The organism is Amycolatopsis saalfeldensis (genome assembly GCF_900110575.1).
Classification (GTDB): domain Bacteria; phylum Actinomycetota; class Actinomycetes; order Mycobacteriales; family Pseudonocardiaceae; genus Amycolatopsis; species Amycolatopsis saalfeldensis.
Genome location: NZ_FOEF01000020.1, coordinates 168923 through 180978, shown reverse-complemented (window position 1 = coordinate 180978; position 12056 = coordinate 168923). Strand labels below are relative to the sequence as shown.

At 74.3% G+C, this 12056-nt stretch carries 10 protein-coding genes; 4 read left to right on the top strand and 6 right to left on the bottom strand.

Going from position 1 to position 12056, the window contains the following annotated elements:
- Positions 1-7: 7 nt before the first annotated feature.
- On the bottom strand, positions 8-1756 hold the full coding sequence (locus tag BMY97_RS35295) for a pyruvate dehydrogenase (protein WP_091625968.1): 1749 nt from the start codon (positions 1754-1756) through the stop codon (positions 8-10).
- A gap of 126 nt (positions 1757-1882) precedes the next feature.
- On the opposite strand from BMY97_RS35295, the gene BMY97_RS35290 reads away from it, so the two are divergent.
- From BMY97_RS35290 to BMY97_RS35280, 3 genes are read left to right on the top strand one after another with little or no spacing between them, the layout of a single operon-like run.
- Positions 1883-2635 carry an SRPBCC family protein gene (locus BMY97_RS35290; RefSeq protein ID WP_091625824.1) on the top strand — a complete coding sequence of 251 codons (753 nt, stop codon included), beginning with the start codon at positions 1883-1885 and terminating at the stop codon, positions 2633-2635.
- 49 nt (positions 2636-2684) lie between these two features.
- Complete coding sequence (locus BMY97_RS35285) at positions 2685-3728, top strand: DNA polymerase ligase N-terminal domain-containing protein (RefSeq protein ID WP_091625821.1); 1044 nt, start codon at positions 2685-2687, stop codon at positions 3726-3728.
- 11 nt (positions 3729-3739) lie between these two features.
- The gene (locus BMY97_RS35280; RefSeq protein ID WP_218156945.1) at positions 3740-4417 is read left to right on the top strand and encodes a TetR/AcrR family transcriptional regulator; all 678 of its coding nucleotides are present in this window, start codon (positions 3740-3742) and stop codon (positions 4415-4417) included.
- A 154-nt stretch (positions 4418-4571) separates the two neighbouring features.
- Here the strand turns inward: BMY97_RS35280 and BMY97_RS35275 are convergent, their stop codons facing one another.
- The 3 genes from BMY97_RS35275 to BMY97_RS35265 form a co-directional block, all read right to left on the bottom strand.
- Positions 4572-6320 carry a CocE/NonD family hydrolase gene (locus BMY97_RS35275; RefSeq protein ID WP_091625818.1) on the bottom strand — a complete coding sequence of 583 codons (1749 nt, stop codon included), beginning with the start codon at positions 6318-6320 and terminating at the stop codon, positions 4572-4574.
- Positions 6321-6427: 107 nt separating this feature from the next.
- Positions 6428-6811, bottom strand: a complete 384-nt coding sequence (locus BMY97_RS35270; protein ID WP_091625816.1) for an SPW repeat domain-containing protein — start codon at positions 6809-6811, stop codon at positions 6428-6430.
- 111 nt (positions 6812-6922) lie between these two features.
- A complete protein-coding gene (locus BMY97_RS35265; protein WP_091625813.1) occupies positions 6923-7276 on the bottom strand; it encodes an STAS domain-containing protein in 354 nt (117 codons plus the stop codon).
- Between the two features lie 208 nt (positions 7277-7484).
- On the opposite strand from BMY97_RS35265, the gene BMY97_RS35260 reads away from it, so the two are divergent.
- Entirely contained in the window at positions 7485-8246 is a 762-nt protein-coding gene (locus tag BMY97_RS35260; RefSeq protein WP_245787661.1) for a helix-turn-helix transcriptional regulator, read from the top strand.
- A 109-nt stretch (positions 8247-8355) separates the two neighbouring features.
- Here BMY97_RS35260 and BMY97_RS35255 read toward each other — a convergent pair whose 3' ends face one another.
- Both BMY97_RS35255 and BMY97_RS35250 read right to left on the bottom strand, forming a co-directional pair.
- Positions 8356-8871 carry a hypothetical protein gene (locus BMY97_RS35255; RefSeq protein ID WP_091625807.1) on the bottom strand — a complete coding sequence of 172 codons (516 nt, stop codon included), beginning with the start codon at positions 8869-8871 and terminating at the stop codon, positions 8356-8358.
- A gap of 99 nt (positions 8872-8970) precedes the next feature.
- Positions 8971-11949 (bottom strand): AfsR/SARP family transcriptional regulator, encoded by a 2979-nt coding sequence (locus BMY97_RS35250; protein WP_091625962.1) that lies wholly within the window; start codon positions 11947-11949, stop codon positions 8971-8973.
- Positions 11950-12056 lie beyond the last annotated feature (107 nt).

Genomic DNA, 12056 nt, shown 5'->3' with positions numbered 1-12056 from the left:
CAGGGGTTCAGGGCCGCGGGATGTTGCGCAGGTTGGACTTGGCCAGCTGCAGCATCTTCCCCACCCCGCCGCCGAGCACCGTCCGGCTGGCGGCGAGCGCGAAGCCGCGCACCTGCGAAGCGGTGATGTTCGGCGGGATGGACAGCGCGTTCGGGTCGGTCACCACGTCGAGCACCGCGGGGCCGTCGTGGGCCAGGATCTCGCGGATGCCGTCGCGGACGTCGCCGGGCTTCTCGACCCGGCGGGAGTGCAGCCCGGCGGCCTTGGCCAGCGCGGCGAAGTCCACCTGGTCGTGGTCGGTGCCGAAGTCCGGCAGGCCGTCCACGAGCATCTCCAGCTTCACCATGCCGAGCGAGGAGTTGTTGAACACCACGGCTTTCACCGGCAGCGCGTGGGTCTTGAGCGTGAGCAGCTCGCCCAGCAGCATGGCCAGCCCGCCGTCGCCGCACATCGCGACGACCTGGCGGCCGGGGTCGGCGGTCTGCGCGCCGATCGCGTGCGGCAGCGCGTTGGCCATGCTGCCGTGCACGAACGAGCCGATCAGCCGGCGCCGCCCGTTCGGGGTGAGGTAGCGGGCGGCCCAGACGTTGCACATCCCGGTGTCCACAGTGAACACCGCGTCTTCGGCCGCCTCCTCGTCGAGGATGTCGGCGACGTACTCCGGGTGCAGCGGGACCTGCTGGGCGACGTCCTTGGTGTAGGTGTCGACGGTGCGTTGCAGGCCTCGCTCGTGCTTGCGCAGCATGGCGTTCAGGAACGAGCGGTCCGGCTTGCGGGCGAGCCGCGGCAGCGCCGCGCGGATCGTCTCCCCGACGTCGCCGAGCACGCCGAACTCGAGCACCGACCGGCGGCCGATGCGCGCCGCGTCGATGTCCACCTGCACCGTGTTGCGCTGCGGGAGGAAGGTGTCGTACGGGAAGTCGGTGCCGAGCAGCAGGACGAGGTCGGCCTCGTGCATGGCCTCGTAACAGGCGCCGTAGCCGAGCAGGCCGCTCATGCCGACGTCGAACGGGTTGTCGTACTGCACGAACTCCTTGCCCCGCAAGGAATGCCCGACCGGCGCGCCCACCGCCTCGGCGAGCGCGAGCACGTCGGCGTGCGCGGCGCGGCAGCCCGCGCCGGCCATGATCATCACCTTCTCGGCGCGGTTCACCCGCTCCACCAGCCGGTCGACGTCCGCGGCGGCGGGCAGGATCGCCGGCGGGCTGGGCAGCGACCAGCACTCGCCGGTGGGCTGCGCCGCGGACTCGTGCGAGACGTCGCCGGGCAGCACGAGCACGGCGGCGCCGCGGCGGCCCACCGCGTTCTGCACGGCGATGCGCGCGAGCCGCGGCATCTGCTCGGGTGAGCTGACCATCTCGCAGTAGTGCGAGCATTCGGCGAACAGCCGCTCCGGGTGCGTCTCCTGGAAGAACCCCGTGCCGATCTGCGCCGACGGGATGTGCGACGCGATCGCGAGCACCGGCGCGCCCGAGCGGTGCGCGTCGTAGACCCCTTGCAGCAGGTGCAGGTTGCCCGGTCCGCAGCTGCCCGCGCACACCGCGAGCGTGCCGGTCAGCTGCGCTTCGGCGGCCGCGGCGAAGGCACCCGCCTCCTCGTTGCGCACGTGGATCCAGTCGATGCCGCCGCGCGCCGAGCCGCCGGTGCGGCGGACGGCGTCGACCACGGGGTTGAGGCTGTCGCCCACCACCCCGTAGATCCGGCGCACCCCGGACTGGACGAGGACGTCGATGAGCTGTTCGGCGACAGTCGGCATGGTGCTGGTCCCCTTCTGGTCGGTCGGCCGCCAGTCTGGCACCGATCACGGGAGGCCGCCGCCTCCCTTGACAGATATTATTGTCAATGGCACGGTGGGACTTCGGCGAACGAGGAGGAAACGGTCATGGCACGCGAGTTCGAGGTGGCCAAGGAGGTGCGGCTCCCGGCGGAGCCGGAGCGGGTGTGGGACGCGGTGGCCACGGGGCCCGGGATCGACTCGTGGTTCATGGGCAAGCACGAGGTGGACGGCGAGGCGCGGAAGATCCGCTTCGCCATGGGCGGCTTCGAGAGCGAAGCCGAAATCACCGCGTGGGAGCCGCCGCGCCGCTTCGCCTATCGCAGCGCGCCGGCCGAGGACGGCGGCTTCGACGCCTTCGAGTACCTCATCGAAGCCGCGGACGGCGGTGCCTCCATCCTGCGCTTCATCCACCACAGCTTCACCAACCGCGACTGGGGCGACGAGTACCACGAGAGCTTCGCCATCGGCTGGGACATGTACCTGCACACCCTCGGCCAGTACCTCGCGCACTTCCCCGGCGGCAGCGCGGAGTACGTGATCGCGGACGGCCCCGCCGCCTCCGCCGAAGCCGCCGCCTGGCCCAAGCTGCTCGACGCGCTGGGCCTGCCCGCGGAGCCGGTCCTGGGCCAGGCGGTGCGGTTCACCGTCGACGGCCTCCCGCCGATCGAGGGCGTCCTGGACTACACGACACCGCAGTACGCCGGCATCCGGACGCCGGACGCGTTGCTGCGCTTCCACGGCCGCTGGCCGCTGGGCATGACGATCGCCGCCGGCCATCACCTGTTCTCGGGCACCGCCGATGCGGCGCAGCAGGGCAAGGCGTGGCAGGCGTGGCTGGAGCAGGTGCTCGGCGACTGACCGACCGGCTAGGCTGGCGGCTCCCGAACGTGGACGGGGGTGCCCCGCGGTGGTCGACGAGCTGGCCGAGTACCGGCGAAGGCGTGGCCGGGAAACCGAACCGCCGCCGGAGCGGCCCGCCGCGCGGGGCGGCCGGTTCGTGGTCCACGAGCAGCGAACCCCGCAGCCGCACTGGAATCTCCGGCTGGAGCGCGAAGGCGTGCTCGTCTCCTGGACCGTGCCGCGCGCGGTGCCCCGGGCGCCCGAGGAGGTCCGGCTCGCGGTGCGGATCGACGACCAGCCGCCGGAGTACACCGACGACGCCGAGGTCTGGGACCACGGCGCTTACGAGGCGCTGCACTGGAACGACCGCCGCGTCGAGGTCGTCCTGCAGGGCGAACGGCTGCGTGGGCGCTACTCCCTGGTCCACCGCGACGACCCGGCCGCCGGCAACGCCTGGAAGCTCACCCGGCTCGACCCGGCCGAGGACGGGCACGAGGTCACGCCCCGGTTCCTCGCGCCGATGCCCGCGCGGCCGGGCCCGCTGCCGGGCGCGGCCGAGGACGGGGACTGGGCCTACGAGTTCGCGTGGCCGGGCCTCCGCACGATCCTGCGCGTGACCGGCGGCCGGATCACCGCGTTCGACGAGACGGGCGAAGAGGTCACCTCCCGCTTCCCCGAGCTGCGGGGCCTCGGCGCCCAGCTCGGCGCGAGGGAAGCGTTGCTGGACGGGGAAATCGTCGTGTTCGCCGCCGGCGCCCCGGACCCGGACGGGCTCCGGCGCCGGGCGGCGGCCGACGGCGGCGAGGCCCGCGGGCTGCGGCACCGGCACCCGGTGTTCTACCTCGTCACCGACGTGCTGCACCTGGATTTCCGGTCGCTGCTGTCCTCGCCGCACCACGAGCGGCGGGCGCTGCTCGACGGGCTCGGCCTGGCCGGCCCGCACTGGCAGGTGCCGCCCAGCCACCCCGGTGACGGCGCCGCGGTCGCCCGCGCGAGCCGCGATCACGGGCTGGCCGGCATCATCGCGAAACGCCGCGACAGCCCGTACCGCCCAGGCCTGGCCAACGACGACTGGATCGACATCCGTCACGGGCGCACCGGGGCCCGATAGACTCGAAACCTGTGCCGGCTGATCACGAAAACCGCCCCCCGCTGCGCAAGGACGCCGAGCGCAACCGGCAGCGCATCCTGGCCGCGGCCCGGGAGGTGTTCCGCGACCACGGGGTCGCCGCCACCCTCAACGACGTCGCGCACCACGCCGGCGTCGGCGTCGGCACCGTGTACCGGCGCTTCGCCGACAAGGAAGAACTGATCGACGCGCTGTTCGACGACATGGTCGGGAAAGTCGACCGCGCCCTGACCGAAGCGCTGGCCGAACCGGACGCCTGGACCGGGCTGTCCACCGCGCTCGAGAAGGTGTGCGAGGACCAGGCGTTCGACCGCGGGCTGCGCGAGGTCATGCTCGGCACCGGCCGCGGCCCGCAACGGCAGCGACAGGTGCGCGACCGGGTGGACACCGCGGTCGACGTCCTGATCGCCAGGGCCCAGCAGCAGGGCAAGCTGCGGCCGGACGTCGGCCCGGCCGATTTCCCGATCCTGCAGCTGATGGTCGGCGCGGTCACCGACCACACCGGAACGCCCGAGCTGTGGCGGCGCTACCTGCGGATCATGCTCGACGGCCTGCGCGCGCGGCCCGGCACGCCGGCTTTGCCCGGCAGCGGCACGGCCCACGGGACCGTCGAGTCCGCGCTCGTCGCCAGCAGCACCCACGCGGCTCAGCACCGGAAACGCCGCGCCTAGAGCGTGTCCTGCAAGTGGTTGGGGTTCGGAACGGTCCTTCAACCGGCCCGAGCAACCCCGAGGCCTCGCCACCCGCCACACCAAACAGGTCACCTACCACCGCCGCGACCGTTCCCTTGCTCCGATGACTCACCGGACAGCTCCTGGCCCGCGCTCAGGCGGGCGGCCCCCAGTCGACCGGGCTGGTCCGGAACAGCCCCGGCCCGGCCAGCGGCAGGTTCAGCGCGGAGGCGAAGACCGGCCCGTGCGCCACGGTGTAGGCCCCGCCGGTCAAGCCCGCCAGCTCCTGCGGGGTCGGCACGACCGGCAGGTGGAAGTTCGCCGGCGCCTGGCTGTTCAGCACGAGCTGGATCCGCTCGCCTGCGTCGATCCGGGTGAAGTTCGCCAGCAGCGAGAGGTCGTAGCGGGTGACCTGGCCGGGCACCACGGGCTGCCGGGCGGCGCGGGTGAACGGGTGCGCCGGCTGGAGCAGCGCGCCGTTGCCGCCGTACCAGCTCAGCGCCGGGTCGAGCCGGCGCTGGCTGCCCAGCAGTACGCCGTCGGCCTGCTTGACCACGGTCCCGTCGGCGGCGATGACGTTCAACGTCGCCGTCAGCTGGACTTCGGGCGCGGTCGACGCCGCGTACACGGTCACGCCCGACGGCCCGTCCAGCACCGCCGGGCTGGTCAGCGGAGCGCTGGTGTAGGTCAGGCTGTTCGCCGAAGTGGCCGGTGCCCAGCTGAGCGTGCCGGTTCCGGCGGCGGGTTTGGCCGGGCTCAGCGTGCCGTCGCCGAGGTAGTAGGTGGCCGCGCTGCGCGCCGGTGGCCAGGCGGCCGTGTCGACCCAGCGGCCGGCGGTGTTCTCGAACAGGTGCAGGGGCGTCGCGGTGTCGGCCATGCCGGTGCGCTGTCCCTTGAGCCAGGTGTCGAACCACTCGAGCCGGAGGTTCTGCAGCGTGGCCCCGTCGACGTTCTCCCCGTGCGTCCACGGCCCGACGATCGCCTGGTACCGGCCGGTGACCGGTTCGCCCGCGGTGACCGGAGCCGTCAGCGGCCGGTGGAAGTAGGCGTTCTGCGCGGCGACGTAGGCCCCGAGATTGCCGCCGGGGAACAGGTCCCGCCAGCCGGCCTCGGTCAGCGCGGGCACGCCGTTGGCCACGATCGCCGGCATCATCCGCTGGACGTCGAGGCCCTGCCAGTACTCGTTGTCGTAGGACCGCGGCCCGCCGTTCGCCTGCTGCGCGATGGTGACCGACTGCGGGTCGGTGGCCGGGTCGTCCTGCGGGCCGCGGGGCTCGCCGTGGGCGATGCCGGCGACGAACCCCGTGGGGATGCCCCCGTCGGCGGTCAGGTCGCGGTAGAAGTCCGAATCCGTGCAGAACGGGGTGATCGCCTTGAGCGCGGAGCGCGGCCCGACGGCGGCGGCGGTGAACCACTGGTCGACGCCGAGGTAGGAGCAGCCGTCCAGGCCGACGGTGCCGTCCGAGCCGGCCAGGTGCGCGGCCCAGCCGACCAGTGCCGCGCCGTCGCGCCCCTGGCGCTGCCCGAACCACGACACCTGGCCGCCGGAGGCCCCGGTGCCGCGGATCGCGGAGGCGACGTAGATGTAACCGCGCTGCACGAAGTAGTCCCCGGCACTCGCCGGGTCGGAACGTCCTGCGCCGTAAGGGTTCTGGGTCAGCAGGACCGGGAACCGGCCGGCGGCGCGAGCCCCGGTGGCCGGGTCGGTCGGGTAGACGACCTCGGCCGAGATCAGCACCCCGTCGTCCATCCGCACCGCCGTGGTGACCGGCGCGCTGACGCCGTACGCGGCCGGGTCCGGCTGCCAGGAGCCGGGTGTCGCGGCCGACGCGGCCGGGGTGAGCGTGGCGGCGATCAAGCTCAGTCCGGCGCCCAGCGAAAGCAGCGTCCTTCGTTTTCCCATGCTGGGCTCCCTCGCGCCGGACAACTAAGCGGATGCACTGTATCCGATTAGTTCGGCGGCTGTCGACACACTCGCCCCGTCGGCGGCGAAGGAGGACCCGGCCGGAGCTAAGCCGCCCGGCGGCGCCACAGCAGGGCGGCACCGGACAGCACCACCACGACGCCCGCGATCACGTTGCCCGCGAACGCGCCCGTCGACGGCACCGTCTCATCGCCGTAGCGCAGGACCAGCGGCGACACCGCCGCCCACAGCCCCAGCACCGGCAGGACCCAGGTGAGCGCCTGCGGCCCGGTGTCACGGGTGCGCACGGCGGCCAGCGCGATGATCGCCAGCCCGGCCACGGTGTTGCTGACCGCGAGCTCGGCCGCGCCGCCGAAGCGCGCGACCCACGGCCCGATGATCAGGTAAAGGCCGGCCAGCACGGCCAGGCCCGCCGCTCCCCCGGCCCGCACACCGGCCCGGCCGGTCACAGTGCTGCTCCCGGTGGACATCTCGGATCACCTCGAATTCCTCGGTTTCCCCCTCCCTCGGGGTACCCAGGATCCGGGTCCGCGCCACCTCGGGCCGTCAGCACCACTCGTCCGGCCGACGGTGACGGAAAGTCACGCTCGGGCGAAGGCGCACGCTTCCGTGAGCCGCGGGCGGACGTCCACAGCATCGCCGACGCCGGAGACGTCGAACGCGCGCAACACCAGCCGGCCAGTGGCGACGACGGACAGCGCGGGCCGCTCCCGGCTGGCCTCTTCCAGCGCACGAAGCCCGGCACAGCTGAGGAACCGGACCCGGGAGAGGTCGACCACCAGCTTGTCCCCCACCCCGCAGGCCTGCGCCAGCACCAGCCGGAAATCGCCGACCGACGCCGCGTCGATCTCGCCCGCGGCGGTCACCAGCACGAGCGCATCGTCACGGACGGTGGTCAGGAGGGTGAGGCCGGCGCCCCCACCGGACTGCAACATCCCCACGACGGTACGCGTTCACCCGGACCGGTCAACCCCCTCGCGACCCGGGCGTGGGCGATCTCGCCCCGCACCCGCGGTAGCCAGGCGCATACCGTGAGGTCACCAAGGCTGTCCCGAACTGGGCTTGACCGTGCGTGCAACCATGGTTCGAAATGGCTGCACGCACGGTCAAGCCCGGCGGGCAGGCTCCCGAGCGGAGGACAGCGTGAACAGCACCGGCAGTACGGGTGAACTCGAGGTGGCGAAAGGGAAACTCGTGGTGCGCGCGGCCGGGAGGGGTGCCGCGAGCGGGCCCGCCGGGATCCAGTTGCACCTGCGTTGCCCCGTCCCACGCTCGGTCGCCGAGGGCGGCGTGCGGCTGACCTTCTCCGGCTGCACGCTCCAGCTGCGGCCCGCCGACCGCGGCCAGGTGCTGCTCACGGTCGCCCCGGCGGAGCTTTCCCTCACCCTCGCCGAACTGCGGCCGTTGCTGCGCCACCCGGTGGACGTCGACGCGCCGTTGCGGGCGCTCGTCGCCGGCGCGGTCGCGCACGTGGTGTCCGCCGGGCCCCGGCTCGACCCGGACGGCCTCGCCCGTCATCTGCTGGGACTGGCCGAATTGGTGCTGCGCACCGCACTTCGGCTGGAGCTGGACCGGACCGGCGCCCTCGCCGTCCGCCGGCGCGAGGCGCTCGAATTCATGCGCGCGCACCTGCCCGAGCCGTCGCTGAACGCCGACCGGGTGGCCGAAGCGCTGTTCATCTCACGCCGCCGGCTCTATCAGCTCTTCGACGACGGGCTGGGTGTCACCGGGCGGATCAAGGGCCTGCGCGTGGACCGGGCGAAGGCGCTGCTCGCCGGCCCGGACCAGGCGGCGCCGGGCATCGCGGAAGTGGCGCGTGAATGCGGGTTCACCAGCGCGGCCCACTTCTCCCGGGCCTTCCGGGCGGCGACGGGGGCGTCACCGCGGGAGTTCCGGGACCGCTGACCGTCCACTTCGGACGCCACCGGGCCAGGGATGCGAACCCCCAGGCCGCATCCCTGCGCGCCGGCGGCTGCCCGCCACCCTCACGAGCGGGCAGCCCCCGGTGCGGGCCTCAGCCGCCGCTGGTGTAATACGTGATGTCCCAGTGGTTTCCCTCGTCGCAGTAGAGGTTGCCGGACGCGGCCTTCCACTGTGGATAGCCGTCACCGCGAAGTCCGATGTAGCTGAAGGCGCTCTTCACGTAGCCATCGATGCAGCTGTTGTGCGCGATGTCCACTTTGTAACCGTTGTAATGGCTGTACGTGCCCGAGGCGTGGCCCACCTCGGTGCCGCCGGTGATGTTGATGGCGCAGCCGCTCGCGTGCTTGAGCGTGATCACGCCGCTGACCGTGGTCTGGTTGATCTGCTCGTACGAGGTGCAGGTGGAGTTGGACCTCGTGGTGCACCCGCCGCTGGACGAGTGGGTGACCCCGGCCGCCGACAGCTGCGAAGCCGCCTGCGCCTGGGTCAGCTTGGTGACCGCGGGCGCGGCGGACGCGGTGCCGGCGGTGCCCAGCAGCGCGGTCGCCGTGGCGGCGGCCAGTCCGAGAGCCGCGCGGGACCACAGCGGCATCGGGGGAACACGCATGAATTGCCTCCTCGTGGGGAGTTCTGACGTGCGGCAGCCAAGACTCGGGCGCCATAACTTCGCCAAACGCGGGCCGTGGCCGCGGGCCGGCAAGCGGGCTCAGGTCCTGATCTTCGTCAAGACTTCACGAGCCCGGTCCCGCGCGGGTGAATCACTGGAGGCGGCGTTCAGCTCCCGCAGGGCGCGCAGCTCCCACAGCGGGAAACCCAGGCCTTCGAACACGCCGGCGGCGTCAGCCAGGACCCGCCGGGCGTCGCCGTCCGCGCCCGCCCCGGCGTGCAGCCGGCCCAGGCTGAGCAGCGCGTACCCGGTGCCGCGCCGGTCCCGCAGCTCGCGGAAGACGCCCATCGCGGCGCGCAGGTGCCGCTCGGCGCCGTCCCGGTCGGCGGCGCGCAGCCGGGCCTCGGCCAGGCTCCGGTGGGTGTACGCGGCGGCGTGCCGGTGCCCGATCTGCTCGAACAGCGCGAGCGAACGCGAAAGGCAGCGCTCCCCTTCGCCGACGTCGCCTGCTTCGGCGTGCAGGTCGCCGAGGCTGCGCAGGACGTGCGCCTCCCAGTGCCGCGCGCGGGACCGGACCGCGCCGCCGAGCGCGTCCGTCAGCAGGTCGGCGGCGCGGTCGGCGTGACCGTGGCGGCGCAGCACGTCGGCGTAGCGCTTCGCCACCTGGTCGTGCCCGCGCCCGTCGGCGAGCAGCAGGCTGGCCTCGAAGCTCTCCAGCGCGCGCCGGACGTCGCCGAGGTCCTCCGACAGCGCGCCGAACTGGGCCGCGGCGGTCGCCTGGCCCCGGCTGTCCCCGCACTCGCGCAACAGGTCCAGCGCCTCGCGCAGCTCCTCCACGGCGAACGCGGCCTGCCCGGCGTCGGCGTCGATGTCGGCGAGCACCACCAGCGCCGCACCCGTGCCGCGCGGGTCGCCGAGGGTGCGGAACCGCTTGCCGGCCATGGCGAAGTACGTCCGGGCCTGGCGCCAGCGGCCCTGCTGCCAGTGCACGGAGCCGAGGGTGAACAGCTTGCCCGCCTCCGCCGGCCCGTCCCCGAGCCGGCGGGCCGCGGCCAGCCCGGCCACCGAAACCGCCCGCGCGCCCCCGCTGACCCACGGCGAACCGGCCAGCGCGAGGCAGGCGTCGGAAAGCCGCGCCGCGAGGTCGGGCCACCCGTGCGCGCCGGCCAGCCGGACGGTGGCGGCGACCAGGTCGACCTCGGCGTTGCGCCAGGCCAGCGGGTCGGCGGTCGCGGCCCGCGCCGCGCTCACGTCCGGCCGCGCGAACGGCGGGCCGGCCGGGGTGAAACCCGGATCCAGCACGGAAAGCACGCGTTCGGCCAGCGCCAGCACGGCTTCGGCGGCCCGGCGCAGCGCCGCCCGGTCCGGCTCCCGGCCGGGCAGCCGCGCCAGGCCGAGCCGGACGAACCTCGGCACGGCGTGGCGGCCGCGTTCGTCGACGGTGAGCAGGTGGGCGTCCAGCAGGGACTCCAGCCGTTCCCCGGTTTCGGCGACGCGGCGGCCCAGCAGCGCGGCGGCACACCAGTCCGGCACCGGGCGGCCGAAAACCCCCAGCAGCCGCAACAGGTCGCGGTCCGCGGGCGGGCACGCGTGCAGGGCGGGCAGCACCGCGCCGCGCACGCTGAGGTCGCCGGCGACCAGCTCGTCCAGTGCCCGGCGCTCGTCGGTGAGCCGCGCCGCCAGCTCGGCGACGCGCTGGTGCGGGCGCCGGGCCAGCCGCAGCCCGGCGATCCGCACCGCGAGCGGGAGCCCGGCGCAGCGGGTGACGACCACGTCGGCCGCGGCGGGCTCGGCCGCCAGCCGCTCCTGGCCCGCCACCGCGGCGAGCAGCGCCCGTGCGTCCACTGTGGACATCTCGCCCACCGGGACCGGACGGGCGGCGGCCAGCCCCGGCAGCGGATTGCGCGCCGTCACCAGCACGGCGCAGCCGGAACCGCTCGGCAGCAGCGGCCGGACCTGGGCCTCGGCACGCGCGTCGGCCAGCACCACCAGCAGGCGGCGGTCCACGGTGGTGCTGCGCCACAGCCCGACCAGCCCGGGCAGGTCGACCGTCAGCTCGGCCGCCGACGCGCCCAGCGCCCGCAGGAAACCGGCGAGCACGTCACGGGGATCGGCCCTGCTGAGGTCGGCGACGAGCTGGCCGTCCGGGAACCGGCGGCGGGCCCGCCACGCGGCCTGCACGGCGAGCACGCTCTTGCCGGACCCCGGCGCGCCGTGCACGACGACGGGCGCGGGCGAACGCAGGCCGCGCGCGATTTCCGCCAGCTCGGCGGCCCGTCCGGTGAAGTCCGGGGCCGGCGCGGGCAGCTGGGCGGGCGGGCCCGCCGTCGTCCACTCGGTGCCGGCGACGCGGCGGTAAACGGCGTCCAGCTCCGGGCCCGGGGTCACGCCCGCCTCGTCCCACAGCGCGCGGCGGGTCCGGCGGAGCACGTCGAGGGCCGAATCGCGGCGGCCGAGGCCGGCCAGCGCGTCGGCCAGGCGGGCGGCGAGCCGCTCGTCGGCGGGCCGGTCCGCGACCACCGGGGCCAGCCGGTGGACCACGGCGTGGCGGTCCCCGCCGGCCAGTTGCAGCTCCACCAGCTGCACCAGCACCGTGCGGCGCCGGTCCTCCAGCCACAGCTCGTGCGCCTCCACCAGCGGGCCGGTCTCGACGTCGCAGAACGCCCCGCCACGCCAGCAGGCGAGCGCCCGTTTGAGCAGCCCGCGCTTGGCCGCCGGGTCCTCGGCGGCCAGCCCGGCCGAAGCGAGGGCGACGAACTCGGTGGCGTCCAGCTCGTCCTCGCCGACGGTCAGGGCGTAACCGCGCGGGCCCGAGCGCAGCCGCTGTGCCGGGGCGTCCGAAGCCAGCCCCGGAGACAGCGTCTTGCGCAGCTTCGAAACGGTGACCTGGACGATCGCCGCAGCGCTGGGCGGGGCGCCGTCCGGCCACAGCTCGTCGACGATCGTGGCCCGGCCGACGAACTCGTTCGGCCGCGCCAGCAGGAGCGCGAGCAGCCGCCGGGGCTGGGCCGCCGAGGGCAGGGTCACCGGGGTGTTCACCACCGTGGCCGCCAACGGGCCGAGGACCTGGAACCGCACCGCGAAGCTCCCCGCCACTGGATCGCGCCTGGTCGAGTGGCCCGAATGTAACCGCGGGGTCCGGGCCGCCGGGCGCTTCCGGCGGTCCTCACCCGGATGGCCCACCC